This is a genomic window from Streptomyces sp. NPDC111656, from assembly GCF_055656965.1.
The window spans coordinates 135,481-155,585 of the sequence record NZ_JBVKCA010000018.1 but is presented as its reverse complement, the minus strand read 5'-3'; the positions used below and the strand labels follow the sequence as shown (position 1 = coordinate 155,585).

Annotated in this window: 19 protein-coding genes; 3 read left to right on the top strand and 16 right to left on the bottom strand. The window is 70.3% G+C overall.

The features are described from left to right. Positions 1-4 precede the first annotated feature (4 nt). The 6 genes from ACZ7M3_RS39725 to ACZ7M3_RS39700 all read right to left on the bottom strand — a co-directional run bounded on the left by ACZ7M3_RS39725 (position 5) and on the right by ACZ7M3_RS39700 (position 6,854). Entirely contained in the window at positions 5-847 is an 843-nt protein-coding gene (locus tag ACZ7M3_RS39725) for a nitrilase-related carbon-nitrogen hydrolase (RefSeq protein ID WP_054230371.1), read from the bottom strand. A 145-nt stretch (positions 848-992) separates the two neighbouring features. After that, complete coding sequence (locus ACZ7M3_RS39720; RefSeq protein ID WP_472070143.1) at positions 993-2,555, bottom strand: PucR family transcriptional regulator; 1,563 nt, start codon at positions 2,553-2,555, stop codon at positions 993-995. A gap of 25 nt (positions 2,556-2,580) precedes the next feature. After that, positions 2,581-3,864: an aspartate aminotransferase family protein gene (locus tag ACZ7M3_RS39715; RefSeq protein ID WP_472070141.1), complete on the bottom strand. Its 1,284-nt coding sequence runs from the start codon at positions 3,862-3,864 to the stop codon at positions 2,581-2,583. Next, complete coding sequence (locus ACZ7M3_RS39710) at positions 3,861-4,703, bottom strand: nitrilase-related carbon-nitrogen hydrolase (protein ID WP_060895149.1); 843 nt, start codon at positions 4,701-4,703, stop codon at positions 3,861-3,863. Before ACZ7M3_RS39710 ends, ACZ7M3_RS39715 begins: the two co-directional genes overlap by 4 nt. A gap of 214 nt (positions 4,704-4,917) precedes the next feature. Beyond that, positions 4,918-6,525, bottom strand: a complete 1,608-nt coding sequence (locus ACZ7M3_RS39705; protein ID WP_472070139.1) for a hypothetical protein — start codon at positions 6,523-6,525, stop codon at positions 4,918-4,920. A gap of 56 nt (positions 6,526-6,581) precedes the next feature. Continuing rightward, the gene (locus ACZ7M3_RS39700) at positions 6,582-6,854 is read right to left on the bottom strand and encodes a helix-turn-helix domain-containing protein (protein ID WP_067362435.1); all 273 of its coding nucleotides are present in this window, start codon (positions 6,852-6,854) and stop codon (positions 6,582-6,584) included. A 32-nt stretch (positions 6,855-6,886) separates the two neighbouring features. Here ACZ7M3_RS39700 and map point away from each other — a divergent pair, with 32 nt between their 5' ends. Further along, positions 6,887-7,654, top strand: a complete 768-nt coding sequence (gene map / locus ACZ7M3_RS39695) for a type I methionyl aminopeptidase (protein ID WP_095851736.1) — start codon at positions 6,887-6,889, stop codon at positions 7,652-7,654. Between the two features lie 45 nt (positions 7,655-7,699). On the opposite strand, the gene ggt is transcribed toward map, so the two are convergent. Continuing rightward, the gene (gene ggt, locus ACZ7M3_RS39690) at positions 7,700-9,511 is read right to left on the bottom strand and encodes a gamma-glutamyltransferase (protein WP_472070137.1); all 1,812 of its coding nucleotides are present in this window, start codon (positions 9,509-9,511) and stop codon (positions 7,700-7,702) included. A 104-nt stretch (positions 9,512-9,615) separates the two neighbouring features. Here ggt and ACZ7M3_RS39685 point away from each other — a divergent pair, with 104 nt between their 5' ends. Then, positions 9,616-10,374, top strand: a complete 759-nt coding sequence (locus ACZ7M3_RS39685; protein ID WP_472070135.1) for a hypothetical protein — start codon at positions 9,616-9,618, stop codon at positions 10,372-10,374. Positions 10,375-10,509: 135 nt separating this feature from the next. Continuing rightward, a complete protein-coding gene (locus ACZ7M3_RS39680; protein WP_472070133.1) occupies positions 10,510-12,078 on the top strand; it encodes a CocE/NonD family hydrolase in 1,569 nt (522 codons plus the stop codon). 51 nt (positions 12,079-12,129) lie between these two features. Here the strand turns inward: ACZ7M3_RS39680 and ACZ7M3_RS39675 are convergent, their stop codons facing one another. The 9 genes from ACZ7M3_RS39675 to ACZ7M3_RS39635 all read right to left on the bottom strand — a co-directional run bounded on the left by ACZ7M3_RS39675 (position 12,130) and on the right by ACZ7M3_RS39635 (position 19,720). Next, complete coding sequence (locus ACZ7M3_RS39675) at positions 12,130-13,017, bottom strand: amino acid ABC transporter permease (RefSeq protein ID WP_472070131.1); 888 nt, start codon at positions 13,015-13,017, stop codon at positions 12,130-12,132. Then, entirely contained in the window at positions 13,014-13,658 is a 645-nt protein-coding gene (locus tag ACZ7M3_RS39670; RefSeq protein ID WP_075029639.1) for an amino acid ABC transporter permease, read from the bottom strand. The genes ACZ7M3_RS39675 and ACZ7M3_RS39670 overlap by 4 nt, the downstream gene beginning before the upstream one ends. 11 nt (positions 13,659-13,669) lie before the next feature. Continuing rightward, positions 13,670-14,587 (bottom strand): glutamate ABC transporter substrate-binding protein, encoded by a 918-nt coding sequence (locus ACZ7M3_RS39665; protein WP_472070129.1) that lies wholly within the window; start codon positions 14,585-14,587, stop codon positions 13,670-13,672. A gap of 16 nt (positions 14,588-14,603) precedes the next feature. After that, complete coding sequence (locus ACZ7M3_RS39660; protein ID WP_472070127.1) at positions 14,604-15,347, bottom strand: amino acid ABC transporter ATP-binding protein; 744 nt, start codon at positions 15,345-15,347, stop codon at positions 14,604-14,606. Between the two features lie 140 nt (positions 15,348-15,487). Continuing rightward, positions 15,488-15,928 carry a DUF6278 family protein gene (locus tag ACZ7M3_RS39655; protein ID WP_472070125.1) on the bottom strand — a complete coding sequence of 147 codons (441 nt, stop codon included), beginning with the start codon at positions 15,926-15,928 and terminating at the stop codon, positions 15,488-15,490. A gap of 56 nt (positions 15,929-15,984) precedes the next feature. After that, complete coding sequence (locus ACZ7M3_RS39650; protein WP_382123578.1) at positions 15,985-16,764, bottom strand: exodeoxyribonuclease III; 780 nt, start codon at positions 16,762-16,764, stop codon at positions 15,985-15,987. Between the two features lie 73 nt (positions 16,765-16,837). Then, a complete protein-coding gene (locus ACZ7M3_RS39645; protein WP_472070123.1) occupies positions 16,838-17,473 on the bottom strand; it encodes an MBL fold metallo-hydrolase in 636 nt (211 codons plus the stop codon). 70 nt (positions 17,474-17,543) lie between these two features. Beyond that, the gene (gene pcaDC / locus ACZ7M3_RS39640) at positions 17,544-18,839 is read right to left on the bottom strand and encodes a bifunctional 3-oxoadipate enol-lactonase/4-carboxymuconolactone decarboxylase PcaDC (RefSeq protein ID WP_472070121.1); all 1,296 of its coding nucleotides are present in this window, start codon (positions 18,837-18,839) and stop codon (positions 17,544-17,546) included. A 113-nt stretch (positions 18,840-18,952) separates the two neighbouring features. Further along, positions 18,953-19,720 carry an IS110 family transposase gene (locus ACZ7M3_RS39635; RefSeq protein ID WP_472070119.1) on the bottom strand — a complete coding sequence of 256 codons (768 nt, stop codon included), beginning with the start codon at positions 19,718-19,720 and terminating at the stop codon, positions 18,953-18,955. Positions 19,721-20,105 lie beyond the last annotated feature (385 nt).

Below are 20,105 nucleotides of genomic sequence, written 5' to 3'. Positions count from 1 at the left end.
CGGGCTACGGCGCGGTCAGCGGCTCGTACGCGTCGGGGCGGCGGTCCCGGTAGAACTGCCAACGGTCGCGCACCTCGCGCAGCTTGGCCATGTCGAGGTCGCGGACGACGAGTTCGGTCTCCTTGTCGCTGGCCACCTCCCCGACGAACTGGGCCTCCGGGTCGACGAAGTACGAGGTTCCGTAGAAGTCGTTGTCGCCCAGCTCCTCCACGCCCACGCGGTTGATGGCGCCCACGAAGTACTCGTTGGCGACGGCCGCCGCCGGCTGCTCCAACTGCCAGATGTAGGAGGACAGTCCGCGCGAGGTGGCCGACGGGTTGAACACGATCTCGGCGCCCGCGAGGCCCAGCGCACGCCAGCCCTCCGGGAAGTGCCGGTCGTAGCAGATGTAGACGCCGATCCTGCCGACGGCGGTGTCGAAGACCGGCCAGCCGGCGTTGCCGGGACGGAAGTAGAACTTCTCCCAGAAGCCCTCGACCTGCGGGATGTGGTGCTTGCGGTACTTGCCGAGGTACGAGCCGTCCGCGTCGATCACGGCGGCCGTGTTGTAGAGGACACCGGGCTGCTCCTCCTCGTACATCGGCAGCACGAGGACGATGCCCAGTTCCTTGGCCAGCGCCTGGAAGCGCCGGACGATCGGGCCTTCGGGGATCTGCTCGGCGTACTCGTAGAACGCCTTGTCCTGGACCTGGCAGAAGTAGGGCCCGTAGAAGAGCTCCTGGAAGCACAGCACCTGTGCGCCCTGTGCGGCGGCGTCGCGGGCCGCCTGCTCGTGGACCTGGATCATCGACTCCTTGTCGCCTGTCCAGGCAGTCTGGAAGACGGCGGCGCGGATCACTCTGCTCATCGGGACCTCCGGTCGCTCGGTGTGCGAGGAGCCTAGGAAGCCCGGACCACGGCTTTGAGTTGCACCGTGTCACGTCTGAGGCGCTGTGCCGTTCCACGGTGTCACCCCCGCGTTGTCCCATGTTTCACCTGAGTCGTCCCGTGTTTCACCGTTGTTGCGCGTCATGTGCGAGCAGCGCGATGTGTACGGAGGCGGCCTGCTCGAAGTCGTCGAGGTCGACGCCGAGCCGGGCCTCGATGGCCTCCAGCCGGCGGTAGAGCGCGGGCCTGCTGACGTGGTGGAGCTGCGCGGTGCGGGACTTGTTGCGGCCGGTCGCGAGGTAGGTCCGCAGCACGGGCAGCAGCTCCGACTCGGCATCGGCCCCGCACAGCAGCCCGTCCAACTCCCGCTCGGCGAAGGACTGGACGTTCGGGTCGTCACGCAACAGCCGTATCAGGCCCCGCAGATGGACGTCACGCAGCCGTACGAGCACCGGCTGGTCCCGGTCGGCGGGTGCGTCGGCGGCGGCCTCGGCGACGTGCAGGGCCTCGCGCAGGCCGCCGGGGACGTCGTCCCAGGCGGTACGGGGCGAGGCCGCCGCCACGGTCGTACGGGTGCCCGTCTCATGACGCAGCCGCAGCGCGAAGTGGGCCGCCAGCGCCTCCGCGTCCTGGTCGCGGGCGAGGCTGAGCAGCACGGCGGTGGCCCCGTCGGCGAGCTCGGCGACCAGTCCGGGGAGCCCCAACAGGCGCAGCACGCGATCGAGTTGGGCCGGGTCGCCGTCCCGTACCACCAGCGGCACGAAGGCCCGCCGGTTGACGGGCAGCCCGGCCGCCCTGGCCCGCGGGAGCAGCTGCCGTGCCGGTACGACCCCGCTCACCAGGTCGGTCAGCAGGCCCTGCGCGGACTCCTCCTCCCAGGTGTGCACGGAGCCACCCAGCATCCGGTGCAGGACCAGGGCCTCGGCGGCACGGTCGGCGAGCAGCCGTCCGGTGGCGGCGTCGCCCCGGTAGCCGCACAGCACGATGCGGCCCCATCTCTCGCCGCGCCCGCCCAGCTCGGCGCGGATCCAGCCGTCGCCCTCGCTGCCGCCCGCCTGCCGGGCGATGCGCTCCCAGTCGCGCAGCACGTCGTCCACCGCGGACCGCTCCCCCGCCGTGGCGAGGACGCGATGGGCGAGGTTGGTGACGACGACCGGGCACGCGGCGTGCACGGCGATCTCGTCGAGCATCCGTTGCAGGGGCGCGCCCGTGGTGATGAGTCCGGTGAGCGCGGTCCGTACGGCCTCCGAGAGGCTCACCGCCGCGAACTTGCTGCGCACGAGCCGGGACTGGACCTCCTCCGTCAGCTCGGCGAACGGGAAGGGCCGGTGCAGGACCACCATGGGCAGCCCGCAGCGCTCGGCGGCCCGGCGCATCACGTCCGGCGGGGTCGGGAAGGCCCGGCCGAGCCCGAGGACGACGGCCGCGGCCTCCGCGCGGTGCAGCGAACGGATGTACTCGGCCTGCGCGTCCGGGTCGCCGGCGAGCAGGACTCCGGTGGTGAGCACCATCTCCCCGCCGCTGAGCATCACGCCCACGTCGGCGGCCTCGGCGACGTGCACCCAGCGCACGGACCGGTCGAGGTGGCCCGCGCCGGCCACCACCTCGGGCTCTCCGGCGAGCACCCGGTCCAGGGCGAGGACCTGGCGTACCGACAGGGCGGGTTCCAAGGCGGTGGCGGTGGTCATGGCACGTTCCCTTGCTCAGAACTTCTTACTGGATACACCTCAGCGCGTGCTCGAGAATCGCCGCGCCCTCCTCCGCCTCCGCGACGGTGAGGGAGAGCGGCGGTGCGATGCGCAGCACGCTGGTGTTGTGACCGCCGCCCTTGCCGATCAACAGGCCGTCCTGGCGGGCCGCTTCGAGCACGGCCGCGGCGCCTTCGGGGTACGCCTCGTCGGTGCCGGGCCTGACCAGCTCGACGCCGATCATCAACCCGCGCCCGCGTACCTCCCGTACGTGGTCGAGCGGCACGGAGATCGCCCGCAGCCGCTCGCCGAGCAGACCGCCGACGCGCCGGGCGTTGCCCTGGAGGTCGTGTTCGAGGAGGTACGTGAGGTTCGCCAGGCCCGCCGCCATCGTGATCGGCGAGCCGCCGAAGGTCGAGATGGAGTTGGAGTCGAGGCAGTTCATGATCTCGGCGCGCGCGACGACGCCGCCGATGGACATGCCGTTGCCGATGCCCTTGGCGAAGGTGAGCATGTCCGGCGGGCCTGCGGCGGCGTGCGCCTGCCAGCCCCAGAAGTGCTCGCCGGTGCGGCCCCAGCCGGTCTGCACCTCGTCGGCGATCCAGAGGATGCCGTGCTGGTCCAGGACCTCGCGGAAGGCGGCGTACAGGCCGTCGGGCGGCGCGGTGAAGCCGCCGACGCCCTGGATGGGTTCGGCGATGAGGGCGGCGGGCGGGCGGACGTGGCCGAGCAGGTCCAACAGGTCGTCGACGCAGGCCGCGATGAACTCCGCGTCGCCGAGATCGGCGTACGGGCCGCGGGTGCGGACGCCGCCGTGGACGTACAGCGTCTGGAGGGGTGAGAGGGAGGTCGGTGACCAGCCCTTGTTGCCGGTGATGCCGACCGCGCTGAAGGAGCGGCCGTGGTAGCTGTTGCGCATCGCCAGGATCTGGTTGCTCCGCCGGTGGGCGGTGGCGAGCAGCAGGGCCGTGTCGTTGGCCTCGGTGCCGGAGGTGGTGAAGAAGACGCGGGCGTCGGGGATGCCGGACAGCTGGGCGATCCGCTCGGCGAGGTCGACCATCGGCCGGTTGAGGTAGAGCGTGGAGGTGTGGATGATCCGCCCGGCCTGCTCGCTGACGGCCTTGGTGACCTCGGGCAGGGCGTGCGCGGTCATCGTCGTGAGGATGCCGCCGAAGAAGTCGAGGTACTTGTTGCCCTGGGCGTCCCAGACGTGGCGGCCCTCGCCGTGGGTGATCTCGATCGGGTCCTCGTAGTAGAGGGCCAGCCAGTCGGGCAGGACGGCCTTGTGGCGCGCGTACAGGTCGCTCACGGCTGCACCAGCCCCTCGTAGGCGTCGGGCCGCCGGTCGCGGTAGAACGCCCACTGCTGCCGGACCTCCTCGATCAGGTCGAAGTCGAGGTCGCGGACGATCAGCTCCTCGGTCTTGTCACCGGCCGTCTCCCCGACGAACTGTCCGCGCGGGTCGACGAAGTACGAGGTCCCGTAGAAGTCGTTGTCGCCGTACTCCTCCTGCCCGACCCGGTTGATCGCGGCGATGAAGTACTCGTTGGCGACGGCCGCGGCGGGCTGCTCCAGCTGCCAGAGGTAGGCGGAGAGGCCGCGGGAGGTGGCGGAGGGGTTGTAGACGAGCTGGGCGCCGTTCAGGCCGAGCTGCCGCCAGCCCTCGGGGAAGTGCCGGTCGTAGCAGATGTACACACCGATCCTGCCCACCGCGGTGTCGAAGACCGGCCAGCCCAGGTTGCCCGGTTTGAAGTAGTACTTCTCCCAGAAGCCCTTCACCTGCGGGATGTGGTGCTTGCGGTACTTGCCGAGGTAGGTGCCGTCCGCGTCGATCACGGCCGCGGTGTTGAAGTAGAAGCCGGACTGCTCGACCTCGAACACGGGCACGACGATGACCATGCCGGTCTCGCGCGCGAGCTCCCGCATACGAGTGACGGTGGGCCCGTCGGGCACCGGCTCCGCCCAGCGGTAGTGCTCGGGTTCCTGGACCTGGCAGAAGTAGGGGGCGTTGAAGACTTCCTGGAATCCGATCACCTTGGCGCCCTGCCGGGCCGCCTCGCGGGCGTGCTCCTCGTGCTTGGCGACCATGGATGCGGTGTCGCCGGTCCAGGTGGCCTGGACCAGAGCGGCGCGTACGACGTTGGCCATGAGCTGCTCCTTCGACGAGACGTCAGAGAGCCTCTACGCCCGTAGATAAAGGCGGTAGAGGCTCGAAAGTAAGCCCAGCGGACAGCCTTGCCAAGACCATCGCCGTTAACCCGCTGAGTCGATCACGTTTCGCACCCCTGTGGGTGAGCGGTCGATCCGGTGGGCGACGGCTCGACGGACCTTCGACGGGCTCAGGAATGCCTTCCCTGATGGCTCAGGCGGTGAAACCGGCCACCCTCAGCGCGTGCACCAGGTCCCAGTGGCGCTCTTCCGAGACGCCCTTGGCGGCCGCCAGCAGCAGCGGCACGAGACGTCCCGGGTCCGCCTCCGCGCTGCGGGCCGCCTCCTCCGGGGTGCGGACGCGGACGTAGGCGTCGAGCAGCGCCCGGATCTCGCGCTGGCGCCCCTCGTCGGCCAGGCTCAGCACGGCGGTCCCGATCTCGGGAGCGGGGCGGGCGACGCCCTGGCGCAGCATCTGCTGCCCGTCGGCGCTGCGGCCCGCCGCGACGAGCGCGTCCGCGGCGCCGACCAGCCGGTCCGCGGGGAGCGAGGCGGCCTCCCACAGCAGGGTGGCCCAGTCCGCGTCGAGGCCCGCCCGGTGCAGTTCGGCGGCGAGCAGCGGGAAGCGGGCGGCGGGCCAGTGGGCGGCCTCCACGAGCACGGCGTGCGCCTCGCCGCTGCGGCCCTCGCGGCGCAGCCGGGTCAGGGTCTGGACGGTCTCGGCGGTGACCCGCCGCGCGTCCTCGTCCACCGCCTCGGTGCGCGGCTGCGCGGGCGCGGCGGCGGCACCCGCGAAACGGGCCCCACGGGGGCTGGGGCCGCCCGGCGCGGCCGGGGCGGACACGGGCGGCCCCGCCGTCTCCGGGACGGCCACGGGGGCCGCCTCGGCCTCCATCATCCCGGCGAAGCGGGCGCTGCCGCGGGGGCGCCGCTTGGAGCGCTGCTTGGGGGCGGGGGCGGCGCTCGGAGTGGGGGCGGTACTCGGGCTGGGGGTGATGCCACTGGTACCTGTACTGGCACTGGTCCCGGCCTGGTCGTACGGGCCGATGCGGGCGGCCGCCGAGTCGCTTCGGGCGGCACGGGCGGCCGCCGGGTCGTACGGCCCGGAACCGGGGGTCGCCGGGTCGCGCGGCGCCGTGGGAGCGGGGGCGGGGAGGGAGCCGGGCCCGAAGTGGTCGGTCACCGCCGTCCCCGGCACGCCGGGCCGCGTCTCGAGCGCGCGCTGGTCGCCCGGCTCCGCGACCCGGACGACGCCCCCGCCCGCGCCCGCGCCCGCCGAAAAGTCGAACGCGCCCGATACGTGGGTACGCAGGGCGCGGCGGTCCAGGTTCTCCATCCGACGGCGGAGTTCGACACATCGGGCAGTGGCCCGTTCATGGTCGTCGTGGGCCCAGGCGAGGTCGATCCGGACGGTGTCGGCCTCCTCCTGGGTGGTGGCCGCGTGCAGCTGCCGGCTCAGTTCGGCCTGACGTTCCGCGGCGTAGCGCTGTTCGCGGAGCATGACGTCGAGACGGTCACCGAGGGCGTCCCGGCCGCCGGGCCGGCCGTCGTAGGCGGTGAGCGAGGCGCTGTGCAGGGAACGGGCGTGCTGAGCCTCCTGAGCCGCGGCCTGGGGGCCCTGCTCCGCGGCGAGGTCCTGGAGGAGCGCCTCGACGACGTCCCACGGAGGCACTTCCCAGCCGTCCAGGCAGGCCCGCATGCCGTCGGGGTCGCGTTGCCAGAACACTGCGCACCAGCCGCCGTCCTGATCGAGCCGTTTCATCAGCCCGCTCAGGTAACTCGCGAACTCCCTCACTTGACCCGGGAGTTGTTCCACAGCCATCACACGACTCCCCGCCCGACTGGAGTACTCCGGTCCGGTAGAAAACACCCTTCGTGTTACGGAACGGCTACAGGGAGTTTTCGGACTGGCCGCAGAGTCCTGTGATCGATGTCATCCATGGACAGTCCGAGCGCCCGCGCCAGCGCCGCCACGGTGAAGAAGGCGGGAGTGGGGGCCCGTCCGGTCTCGATCTTGCGCAGGGTCTCGGCCGAGATCCCGGCGGTCGCCGCGACCTCCACCATGCTGCGGCCACCGCGGGCCTCGCGCAGCAACTGCCCGAGCCGCTCGCCGCGTTCGCGCTCTTCGGGGGTCAGGGGGTTACGCACCATGCCCCCATTCTAATACCGGTATAGTAATTGGCATGGTGGAACTCAAGACGGACACGTCGATCGACGAGATGTACGAAGCGGGCCAGGTCGTGGGCCGGGCGCTCACGGCGGTGCGCAAGGTCGCGGACGTGGGGGTCTCGTTGCTGGAGCTGGACGAGGTCGCCCACCAGGTGCTGCGCGACGCGGGCGCCGGCTCCCCCTTCCTCGGCTACCGGCCCTCGTTCGCGCCCACCCCCTTCCCCGCGGTCATCTGCGCCTCGGTGAACGACGCGATCGTGCACGGCATCCCGACCGGTTACCGGTTGCGGGACGGCGACCTGGTCTCCATCGACTTCGGGGCCGAACTGGGCGGCTGGGTCGGCGACTCGGCGATCAGCTTCATCGTGGGCGAGCCGCGCGTGGCCGACGTGCGGCTCGTGGAGACCGCCGAGCGGGCCCTCGCGGCGGGCATCGAGGCGGCGGTCGTCGGCAACCGCATCGGGGACATCGCGCACGCCGTCGGCACGGTGTGCCGCGCGGCGGGGTACGGCATCCCGGACGGCTTCGGGGGCCACGGCGTGGGCCGCCGCATGCACGAGGACCCGTCCGTCCCGAACGAGGGCCGCCCGGGCCGCGGTCTCCCCCTGCGCCACGGCATGGTGCTCGCGATCGAGCCCATGCTCATCGGCGGCGGCACCGACGGCTTCCACGCGGCCCCCGACGGCTGGACGCTGCGCACCGACGACGGCTCCCGCGCGGCCCACGCGGAACACACGGTGGCCATCACCCGGACGGGTCCACGCATCCTCACGGCACGCTGATCGCCACCGGCGCGCCGACGTCGACGAGCGCGAGGGCGCCGCTCGCTACGACGCCGGTCGCACCACCATCGCCGAGCCGCCACCGCGCCGCACCTTCTCGGCGGCCGCCAGCCACTGGCCGCCCGGGAGGCGTTGGACGCCTGTCGCGGCGCCGATCTCGGGGTTGAGCTTGAAGGAGTGCCCGAGGGCTTCGAGCTGGGTCCGCAGGGCGCTGTCGTACAGGCCGGGTTCGAGTTCGGTCTGGGCCGCGTTGCGCTGGCTGGCGCGCGGGGCGGCGATGGCGTCCACCAGCGGCAGCCTCCGGTCCAGGAACTCCGTCAGGGTCTGCAGGACGGTGGTGATGATGGTCGCGCCGCCGGGCGAACCGAGCGCCACCACGGGCTGGTTGTGCCGGTCCAGGACGATCGTCGGGGAGATCGACGAGCGCGGGCGCTTGCCGGGGCCGGGCAGGTTCGGGTCGTGGACGGCCGGGTTGGCCGGGGTGAAGGAGAAGTCCGTCAGCTCGTTGTTGAGGAGGAATCCGCGCCCCGGGACGGTGATCCCGCTGCCGCCGGTCTGCTCGATGGTGAGGGTGTAGGAGACGACGTTGCCCCACTTGTCGGCCACCGTGAGATGGGTGGTGTTCTCGCCCTCGTACGTCGTCGGGGCGGCCGTTCCCCCGGTGGCGCAGGCCGCCGGACTGCGCGGGTCGCCCGGTGCGAGCGGGCTCGTCAGGACCGCGTCGTCCTTGATCAGGCAGGCGCGCGAATCGGCGTACTTCTGGGAGAGGAGTTCCTTCGTGGGGACGTCCTCGAAGGCGGGGTCGCCCACCCAGCGCCCCCGGTCCGCGAACGCGATCCGGCTGGCCTCGATGTAGTGGTGCAGGTACTGGACCTCGCTCGCCTTCGAAAGGTCCGTCTTCTCCAGGATGTTGAGGGCCTCGCCGACCGTGGTGCCACCGGAGGAGGACGGGGCGATCGAGTAGACCTTCCGGCCGCGGTACGACGTCTCCGTCGGCGCCTGCCGCTTCGCCCGGTAGGCCGCCAGGTCCTTCGACGACAGTTTCCCCGGGCGGGCGTTGTAGCCCGAAGCCGGTTCCACCGGGGGCTTGTTCACCGTGGCGATGATGTCCTTGCCGAGGTCGCCGTGGTAGATCGCGCCGACGCCCTTCTTGCCCAACTCCTCGTAGGTTTTGGCGAGATCGGGGTTGGTGAAGATCGATCCGACCACGGGGAGCGAGCCGCCGGGCAGGAACAGCTTCGCGGTGTCGGGGAAGTTCTTGAAGCGCGCCTGGTTGGACTCGGTCTGCGAGCGGAAGGTCGCGTCGACCGTGAACCCGTCGCGTGCGATCCGCTCCGCGGGCTTCAGGACGCTCCCGAGCCGCTTGCTGCCCCAGCTGTCCAGCGCCGTCTGCCAGGTCGCGGGCGTGCCCGGCGTGCCCACGCTCAGCCCGCTGGTGACGGCGTCCGCGAAGGCCAGCGGTCGGCCGTTCTCCAGGAAGAGCCCCGAGTCGGCGGTCAGCGGCGCGGTCTCACGGCCGTCGATCGTATGCACCGTACGGGACTTGGCGTCGTAGTAGACGAAGTAGCCGCCCCCGCCGACGCCGGAGGAGTACGGCTCGGTGACGCCCAGGGCCGCCGCGGTGGCGACCGCCGCGTCCACCGCGTTGCCGCCCTTCTTCAGTACCTCGATCCCGGCGGCGGAGGCGTCGGCGTCGACGCTGGCCACGGCACCGCCGTAGCCGACGGCGACCGGCACCTTCGCCGGGGTGGCACGGGAGGAAGCCGTCCCGGCGGCAGGTGGCGCCGCCGCGCCGACCGACACCACCGCGGCCGAAACCGCCAAGACCGCCAGATTCCGCGCAACAGGGCGACGCATCCGTACCTCCAGTCAACAGCCGTCCGCGCAGCGTAACTTCACCGTGCCCCTCCCGTCAGGACCCCCTCGAACACCGGTCCGCACTCCCGATACCATGCGCGCCCATGAATGACGACGTGCGCAACATCGTCCTCGGCGTGGTCGCCGCCGCCATCAGCGCCGCGCTCGGCTGGCTCGCCCGCACCTACCTCTGGAAGCGCAGACTCCGGCGCAAGCAGGCGTTCTTCGGGCTGCCCGACAACTCCGAGTCGCTCCTGGTGGTGAACCGCGAGGCGGGCGGCCCGGAGCTCACGGTGATGCGTTACGACGTGTTCGCGCTGCTCGAACTCGCCGCGCTGATCAAGGACTGCGGCGCGCACGCCCAGGTCGTCGCGCACGACGCCGCGCAGCAGGGGTTCGGGGAGCGGACCGAGTTCTGCGTGGGCGGGCCGTCGTCGAATCGGCGCATGGCCGCGCATCTTCACAGCCTGCTCCCGGGCATCCAGGTGAACACCGACGCCGAACCGGGCCCGGACCGCGGCGCCTTCCAGATCGGCAGCGAGCGCTACCGCGTGGAGTCGGGGAAGGGCGAGTACGTGATCCTCGCCCGGCTGATCGCGGGACAGGAGCGCGGGACGCGGCCCGTCTTCCTCTTCTGCGGGCAGCGCGCGATCACCAACCAGGCGGCGACCCGCTATCTCGCCCGCAACCACGAACGGCTGGCACGCAAGCACGGCGGCAACTCCTTCGTACTGCTGCTGAAGGTGGTGAACTCGCACGCGTACGGGCCCGATGTCGTCGAGCTCGTCGCGGATGTGACCCGGGCCGCCCAGACCCCGCTGCCCACACCTGCGCCGGCCCGCAACTCCCATCGCGCCTCGTAGATTTCACCTCGCCTCGTAGATTTCACGGCCCTCGAACAATCTTTACCCGTGCGTAACTTACCGACGGGTTACTTCCGGTAAGGCAGCGAGGTTACCGTCGGGTCACATTCTACTGACACGAGTGAGGAGTGGCCCGTGGGACACCATCGTCATGCCCTGCGCACGTCCGCCGTCGGTGCCGTATCCGCAGCCCTGATCGCCGGTACCGCCCTCGGGCTCGCCCCCACCGCCCAGGCGGCCTCGGCCCCCGTCCGCTTCGTCGACATCGCCGGAGACGGCGGCACGGTCCTCAAGGCCAATGTCGTCACCCCCGCGGGCGCCGACGGCAGCCGCAGGTACCCGCTCCTCGTCATGCCGACGAGCTGGGGCCTGCCCCAGGTCGAGTACCTCGCGCAGGCCCAGAAGCTCGCCGACTCCGGCTATGTGGTGCTCACGTACAACGTGCGCGGCTTCTGGCAGTCCGGCGGCGAGATAGAAGTGGCGGGACCGCCCGACGTGGCCGACGCCTCCAAGGTGATCGACTGGGCGCTGGCGAACACCCCGGCCGACGCCCAGAAGGTGGGCATGGCGGGCGTCTCCTACGGCGCCGGGATCAGTCTGCTCGCCGCCGCGCACGACAAGAGGATCAAGGCTGTCTCCGCCATGAGCGGCTGGGCCGACCTCATCGACTCGATCTACTCGGGCCGCACCCAGCACTCCCAGGCCACCGCCCTGCTCGGCGTCGCCGGGACCATCACCGGGCACCCGAGCGCCGAACTCCAGCAGACGCTTCGGGACTTCTTCGCCTCGAACCTGTCGAAGGAGCAGGAGATGATCGCCTGGGGGAAGAAACGTTCCCCCGAGACCTATGTCGACCAGCTCAACAAGAACGGCGCGGCCGTCTTCATGGCCAACGGCTGGGGCGACACGATCTTCTCGCCCAACCAGTACGCCAAGTTCTACGAGGAGTTGACCGGCCCCAAGCGCCTGGAGTTCCGCCCCGGCGACCACGCCACCGCCGAGGTGACCGGTCTGTTCGGGCTCCCCAACGACGTGTGGACGGACACCGGCCGCTGGTTCGACCACTACCTCAGGGGCGTCGACAACGGCATCGACCGCGAGCAGCCCGTCCAGCTCAAGCCCCGCACCACCGGCGCCTACGAGGGCTACCCCGACTGGAAGTCGGTCGGCGCGACCAGGAAGAAGATCGCCCTCGCGGGCACCACCACGATCCACACCAACGTCGACTCGGGCGCGGACGGCGGGATCATCTTCCTCTCGAGCATCCTCGACCAGATCGCCCAGGTGCCCCCGATGGCGTCGATCCCGCTGCTGCCGCGCCGCTGGGCGGCCGTCTGGCAGTCGGAGAGGTACGCGAGCGTCCAGCGAGTGCGCGGAACCACCACGCTGCACACCACGCTCACTCCGACCAAGGAGAGCGGCACCCTCGTCGCCTACCTCTACGACGTGGGCCCGCTCGGCCTCGGCAAGCTGGTCAGCAACGCGCCGTACACCTTCCACGGGCAGACGCCCGGAGAGCCGATCGGCGTCGACCTGGAGCTGTACTCCACGGCCTACGACGTCCCGGCAGGGCATCGGCTCGCCCTGGTCGTCGACACGGTCGACCCGCTCTACATCGAGCACAACCCGTCCGGCGCGCAGCTGACCTTCTCCTCACCGGCGAACGACCCGTCCTACGTGTCCGTTCCCCTGCGCGAGCAGTGATCTCCGGCTGCTGGCGCCGGCCGGGTCTGGCCCTGTGAGCTGCTGCTCCCCCTACAGTCGCGGGGCTGTGGGGGGACCCCCACCCGGCAGCAGCGTCCCTGGTTCGGCCGGTGCCACATGCACGGCCTCGGTCTTGGGACTGCGCTGCTCCCGCCGGGACACCCACTGGGCGAACCAGGAGAGCAGCATGCACATCCCGATGTAGATCGGCGAGATCACCATCACCACGGGGATGAACGGCAAATCGTAGTCGAGGTTCGAGGCGATCAGTTTCCCGGCGTGAAGAAACTCCTCGTAGGTGATGAGAAAGCCGAGCGAGGTGTCCTTCAGGGCCACCACGAGTTGGCTGATGATGGCGGGCAGCATGGCCCGCACGGCCTGCGGGACGAGGACGTACGTCATGACCTGGGTCTTGCGCATGCCGAGCGCGAACGCGGCCTCCCGCTGGCCGCGTTCGACGGCGTTGACGCCGGAGCGGAAGACCTCTGCGAGCACCGAGCCGTTGTAGAGGGTCAGCCCCGCGACCAGCGCGGGCAGCGGCTGCACCTTCAGCGCCACGAAGATGAAGAAGATCATCACCAGTACGGGCATGGCGCGGAAGAACTCGACGACCAGCGCGGAGACCCAGCGCACCGCACGATGGTCGGACAGGCGCCCCGTCGCGAGCACGGTGCCCAGCGCCAGCGAGAGCACCGCGGCCATCGCGAAGGCCTTCAGCGTGTTGCCCAGCCCCCGCAGCAGCAGCTCCTGGATGCCCTTGTACTCGAACGGCATCCACTTCGTGTAGGTGAACTGGTCGGTGGCGAAGAGGAGATAGAGGATCCAGCCGACCAGGGCGAGGATCAGGGCGGTGGACACGGTCGCGTAGAGCCGGTGCCGTTGACGGGTCCTGGGTCCGGGAACGTCGTACAGGGCGGTGGATTCGGGGGCGGTGGTCATCGGGCGACTCCCCAGCGCTGTTCGAGGTAGTTGAAGATCGCGCTGATGGTGAGGGTGATGATCAGATAGCCGACGGCGATCCAGACGAAGGTCCAGACGATGTTGTAGCCGAGCTCGCTCAGCGTCTTGTAGGTCCCGAGCAGTTCGTTGACGCTGAACGCCCCGGCGATCGCCGAGTTCTTGGCGAGGGCGATGAGCGTGGAACCGATGGGCGGGATCACGGACCGGAACGCCTGCGGCAAGACGACCACGGACAGCGTCTGGCTGAAGGTCATGCCGAGGCTGCGGGCCGCCTCGCCCTGTCCCTTGGGCACGGTGTTGATGCCCGAGCGCAGCGCCTCGCAGATGAACGCGGAGGTGTAGCAGCCGAGCGCCAGGATCGCGAACACCTTGAAGGGCAGCACGAGTCCGAACCGGGGCAGCCCGAGCAGCACGGCGAAGAACAGCAGGGTGAGCGGGGTGTTGCGCAGCACGGTCACCCACACCGTGCCGAAGGCTCGCAGGGAGCCGACCGGCGCGACCCGGAACGACGCCATCAGGAAGCCGAGCACGAGGGCGAGCACGCTCGCGTAGACAGTGAGTTCGACCGTGCCGAGGAATCCCTGGGCGAAGGTGTGGAAGTTGTCGATCAGTACGTTCACATCGGCCTCGCTCAGCTCGCCGGGTAGCGGTCGATGGCGGGCGGGGTGGGCGCCGGCACCCCGGAGAGCCCGAGCGTCGCCTCGTACGCCCTCTTCCAGTCGCCGTTCTTCTCACGGGCCTCCAAAGCGTCGTCGAGCGCGAACCGCAGCGCGTTGTCGTCGCGCGGCACGCCGATGCCGTACGGCTCCTTCGAGAACGGCTTGCCGACGACCTTGAGTTCGTCGGGCACCTTCGCCGCGTAGCCGATCAGGATCGCGTCGTCGGTGGTGACGGCGTCGACCTGGTAGGTGAGCAGGTTGTCGACGCAGACCGAGTAGGTGTCGTAGGCGACGAGCGTCGCCCTCGGGTAGTCGGTCTGGATGCGCTGGTACGGCGTCGAACCGGCCGCCGAGCAGACGCGTTTGCCGGCGAGGTCCTGGGGGCCGTGGATGTCCTTCTCGTCCTTGCGTACGAGCAGCGACTGACCGGCCATGTAGTAGGGGCCCGCGAAGCCCACGAGCTTCTTGCGGTTGTCGTTGATGGTGTAGGTGCCGACGTAGAAGTCGATCTGACCGTTCTGCAGGGCGGTTTCGCGGTTGGCCGAGGCGATCGTCTTGAAACGGATGGTGCTCGGGTCGAAGCCGAGCGAGGCCGACATCATCCTGGCGATCTCGATGTCGAAGCCGGAGTAGGTGCCGCTCGCCGGGTCCTTCTCGCCCAGGTACGGCTGGTCCTCCTTGACGCCGATGTTGAGGTAGCCGCGTTTTCTGGCCCTCTCCCAGGTGGGCGAGGAGGGGAGCTCGAAGTCCTCCGCCACCTGGTAGTGGGGCAGTTTGGCGGCGGCCGGTCCCTTGGTGGGCGGACTGCCCTCCTTGCCGCAGGCGGCCGTCAGCAGCGCGATGCACACGAGGGCGGCCACGACGAGGCGCGTACGCGTCGTACGGATCATGGTCGTACTCCCCCGCCTAGTGCTTGAGGATCTTGGAGAGGAAGTCCTTGGCGCGGTCGCTGCGCGGGTTGGTGAAGAACTCCTCGGGGGTGCGGTCCTCGACGACGCGGCCGTCGGCCATGAACACGACGCGGTTGGCCGCGGAGCGTGCGAAGCCCATCTCGTGGGTGACGACGACCATGGTCATGCCGTCGCGCGCGAGCTGCCGCATGACTTCGAGGACCTCGTTGATCATCTCGGGGTCGAGTGCCGAGGTCGGCTCGTCGAACAGCAGGGCCTTGGGGTCCATGGCGAGGGCGCGGGCGATGGCCACGCGCTGCTGCTGGCCGCCGGAGAGCTGCGCCGGGTACTTCGGGGCCTGGGAGGCGAGGCCCACGCGGTCCAGGAGCTCCATGGAGCGCCGGTCGGCCTCCTCCTTCTTGCGGCCACGGACCTTGATCTGGGCCAGTGAGACGTTCTGCAGGATCGTCTTGTGGGCGAAGAGGTTGAAGGATTGGAAGACCATCCCGACCTCGGCGCGGAGCCTGGCGAGCGCCTTGCCTTCGTCCGGCAGCGGCCGGCCCTCGAGCCTGATGGCGCCGGACTCGATGGTCTCCAGCCGATTGATCGCCCTGCACAGGGTCGACTTGCCCGACCCCGAGGGGCCGATGACCACGACCACCTCCCCCTTGCCGACGGTGAGGTTGATGTCCTGGAGGACATGCAACTCGCCGAAGTGCTTGTTCACGTCCTGCAGTTCGATCAGAGGATCGACAGCCATGCCCGGCCCTACCCACTCTCAGCTGTGTCGCAGAAGCCGCAAACTATCCGGGCAGGGTGACCCCCCATACGCGACACGCACTTTTCGGGCATTAGCCGTATTTATGAAGTTTCTGGTTTACGCCGTCACGGCGGGACGGGCTACCCCTCCGCCACCTCGGCGTACAACTGGGAGAGTTCGGGGGCGCCGCTGGACGCCCAGGTGTGGCCGGAGGCGACGACATCGATCTCCCGGCCGGAGGCCAGCCGCACCGCCGGGTGGCCGTTGGGCCAGACCTCCCAGCGGGCGCCGGGCACCGTGCGCACGATGACCGAGCCGAGATAGAGCCCCGCGTCGTTGCCGAGCCATGGCAGGCTCTCCTCGTCGTCGCGCCAGCGCGGCAGCAGCTGGTCCAGCGCTTCCAACGAGGCGACGGAGTCGTCGAGTTCGACGCCCGCCTGATGGGCCTGCGAGCGCAGCAGCTCGCACTCGGAGAGGAGTTCGGCGACGCCGTCGGCGTCGTGATCACCGTCGGAGAACACCGCGACGCCGAAGGCGGGACTGTGCTTCTTGCGCCAGGTGCCCAGGAAAGGGATGTTCATACGCCCAGCGTGACATTCGCACTCCGGGTCGCACCACAGGCGCGCCCCGGGGGCACTCACACGTCGAGGTCCACCACGACCGGCGCGTGGTCCGACGCGCCCTTGCCCTTGCGCTCCTCGCGGTCCACATAGGAGTCGGTGACCGCCTTGGCGAACGGCTCGTTGCCGTAGACCAGGTCGATGCGCATGCCGCGGTTCTTGGGGAAGCCGAGCTGACGGTAGTCCCAGTACGTGAACGGGTGGTCGTACTTCAGGGGCCGCGGGACCACGTCCGACAGGCCCGACTCGCGCAGCGCGGTGAGGGCCGCCCGCTCGGCCGGGGTGACGTGGGTGGCCCCCTCGAAGAGGGAGATGTCCCAGACGTCGTCGTCCGTCGGCGCCACGTTGTAGTCGCCCAGCACGGCGAAGGGACGGCTGCCCGCCGCGTCGCCCGCGACCGCGGCCTTGAGGGCCTCGAACCACTGGATCTTGTAGGCGTAGTGGGGGTGGTCCACCTCGCGTCCGTTCGGCACGTACACCGACCAGACGCGGACCGGGCCGCAGGTCGCGGAGACGGCCCGGGGCTCCTCCACGCCCTCGTAACCGGGGTCGCCGGGCAGCCCCTTGACCACGTCCTCCAGACCGACGCGGGAGAGCACCGCCACGCCGTTCCACCGCCCGGTCGCGTGGACCGCCGCCTCATAGCCCAGCTCGCGCAGCTCGTCGACGGGGAACTGCTCGGCGGCGACCTTGGCCTCCTGGAGGCACAGCACGTCCGTGCCGCTGCTCTCCAGCCAGGCCAGCAGCCTCGGGAGGCGAGCGGTGATCGAGTTCACGTTCCAGGTCGCGATGCGCATGCCTCACAACCTACCGGGCGGGTACGACAACGGGTCGCCGCGCCCGCCGGGCGCCTCTGCTCTCGGGTGGTGCTCAGATCTCCGCCGACGCCCCCGGCGCGAGCCGCAGGTGCTCGGAGCCGCCCAGGGAACCGATCTGGTGGTCGTAGATCGGGCGCGCGAGGTCCGTCAGGAGCGCGTCGTGGATGTCGTACGCGCGCTGCGGCTTCACCTCGCGGACGTAGTCGATGACCTCGGCGATCTTGTTCCACGGGGCCATGACGGGGAGCATCAGCGTCTCGACCGGCTGCTCGGGAACGGTGAGGGCGTCGCCCGGGTGGAAGACGCGGCCGCCGTCGATGAGATAGCCGACGTTCGTGATGCGCGGGATGTCCGGGTGGATCACGGCGTGCAGTTCGCCGTGCACCTGGACGTCGAAGCCCGCGGCGGTGAACGTGTCGCCGTGACCGACGGTGTGTACACGGCCCGGGAAGGCCGCGGAGATCTTCTCCGCGACCGACTTCAGGGTCCAGATCTCGGCCGCGGGGTTGGACTCCAGACCGGCCCGCAGCCGGTCCTCGTTGAAGTGGTCGAGGTGCTCGTGCGTGACCAGGATCGCTTCCGCGCCGACGGCCGCGTCCTCCTCGGTGAACGTCCCCGGGTCGATGACGAGCACACGCCCGTCCTTCTCGAGACGGACGCAGGCATGCGACTTCTTCGTGAGCTTCATGGGTCCATCCTCCCCCTCCCGGTGCCACGGAGGGCTGCCGAGACAGGTGCTCCCACTACCAGGCTCAAGATCACTCCTGGGGGGTGGTCTCCTCCCGGATGACCTGCTGCGCCACCTTGAAGGCGCTGTTGGCGGCCGGGACACCGCAGTAGACGGCCGCCTGGAGCAGCACCTCCTTGATCTCGTCCGGGGTGAGGCCGTTGCGGAGGGCCGCGCGCGTGTGGAAGGCCAGCTCGTCGAGGTGACCGCCCGCCACCAGCGCGGTGAGCGTGACACAACTGCGCGAACGTCGGTCGAGGCCCGGTCGGTCCCAGATCTCGCCCCACGCGTAGCGCGTGATGAAATCCTGGAAGTCCCCGGAGAACTCGTCCGCCGAGGCCAGCGCCCGGTCCACATGCGCGTCGCCCAGCACCTCGCGGCGCACCTTGATCCCGGCGTCGTAGGGGTCGGGCCTGCCCAGGACCGCGGGCTGGACGACGGGCGGGGCGATCTCGGCGACGGGGCCGACATGCGGGGGTGCCGCGAGCACCGGCTTGACCGGGGCCGCCGGGATGGCCATCTGGCCCGTGGTCGAGTCGTAGGCGGGCTGCCAGGCGGTGGAGAAGTGCCGTATCAGCAGGTCGGTGACCGCGGCCGGCTGCTCCACGGGGACCAGGTGCGAGGCGCCGGGCACGACGGCGAGGCGGGCGTCGGGTATCCCGGCGACCAGCGTGCGGGCCTCGGCGGGTCCGGTGACCTGGTCGTCGGAGCCGACGAGGACGAGGGTGGGGACGCCGATGCGGCTCAGTTCGGCGCGTACGTCGAACGCGGCGAGCGCCTCGCAGGCGGCGATGTAGCAGCCGGGGTCGGTGGTGCGCACCATCTGCACGGCCCACTCGGTGATCGCGGGCTGCGCGGCGGCGAAACCGGTCGTGAACCAGCGCTCGGGCGAGGATCGCGCGATCGGGTCGAGACCGTTGCTGCGCACGATCACCCCGCGCTGCCGGAACTCGTCGGCCGATCCGAAGCGGGGTGAGGCGGCGATCACGGCGAGCGAGGCGATCCGCTGCGGGTGACGCAGGGCCAGCTCGATACCGATGGCCCCGCTGAACGCGCAGCCCGCGTATCCGAAGCGCTGCACGCCGAGCCCGTCGAGGGTGGCGAGCAGCCGCCCCGCGAGTTCGGTCACGGAACCCGCCGGGTAGGCGGGGGCGCCGCCGTGGCCCGGCAGGTCGAACCGGAAGATCCGCCAGTTCTTGGACAGCTCCGGTATCTGCCGGTCCCACATGTGCCAGGTGGTGCCCAGTGAAGGACCCAAGATCAGGACTGGAGCCTCTTCTGGACCGTCAAAGCGGTATTGCAGGGTGTTCGGTCGTGTCTCGCTCACCCGTCAGACCCTCTCATCTCTCACACTGCCCCTATGAGGGGGGTTGTGAGGATCCGGGCCGGATCAGGTGAAAAACCTCTCGGGCGGCATATCGCTTCAGGCATCGGATGATCTCACGTCGGGTCTTGCCCTCCTTGGGCGGCGTTCGCCTGGGCATGGCGCTCGACGAGCCCGGTCAGTCGCTGATTCAGCTCATCGACCTGCCCCGTGAGCTGCTCGATGCGCTCGGCCAGCAGCCTCAGGGTGACGCGGGTGGCCTGGGCGACGGCATCCTCGTCGCCCTCGCCGTCGCGCGGGCTGAGGCACGCGCAGGTGCGGAACAGCTCACGGTTACCCCGGTCGGACAGCCGCTCCCGCAGAGCCGGGTCGGCTACGACCAGGACGGCCTTGAGCTGGTTGATCGCCTGGGTACGAGCCTTGACCGCGGAGTCCTTGGCGAGTTTGAACATCCGGGCGCTCTGCACCGGACCGTCGCCGGTCTTGGCCCGCGCCCGGGCGCGACGACTCAGCACGGCCCGCGCAGCAGCCTGCGCATCGAGCGGGTCCGACTTCCCGAGCAGACGACGGGCCGAGCGGTCGGGCCGGTTCACCTCGAACACCTGAACGTGCTGCGCCAGCAGGTAGCGGGACAGACCCGCACCGAAGGTGCCGGTGCCCTCCACACCCGCCCGGCGCACCGTCCCCAGCCTGCGGGCCCAGGCGAGCAGCCGCCCGTATCCGACCGCCGTGGCCGGAAAGGATTTCGTACCCAGGATCTGACCCAGTGGACAGACCACTGCGGCGACATGGACCTCGCCGTGCGTGTCCACCCCCAGGACGACCTCGCCCCAAGCGGGCGGGCCTGTGCTGGTGGAGTGGGTGCCGCGCTGTCTGGGTGTCATGATGGTCCGCCTCCCGCATGGTGACGTGCTGGGTGGCCGGCACCGGCCCGGTCGGGCGGTCTGAACCGTGATGGCGCCTGATTGACGGCAAGGCCCCTATGGGGACACGCCCTGCGGCTCGGTGACAGCAGGCACCATCCCGCAACGGCAGTCGACAAGTCCAGCACAAGACACTTCGGTCAAAGGTGTCATGAGTCAGACCCCCGTCCGGAACGGTGTCGCGCAACCGTCCCACTGCTCCCGGCACAACGGCACCGCCCGATCAGTCCAGGACGGCTTCGCCCGAACCGGCGCTCAACGCGGCCTGGACGGGCTGACAATGAGTTGACTCTTCGCCCACTCGTGACCGGTCTTGGCGGGCTGGCGTGTGGCCCGCCTTACCGGC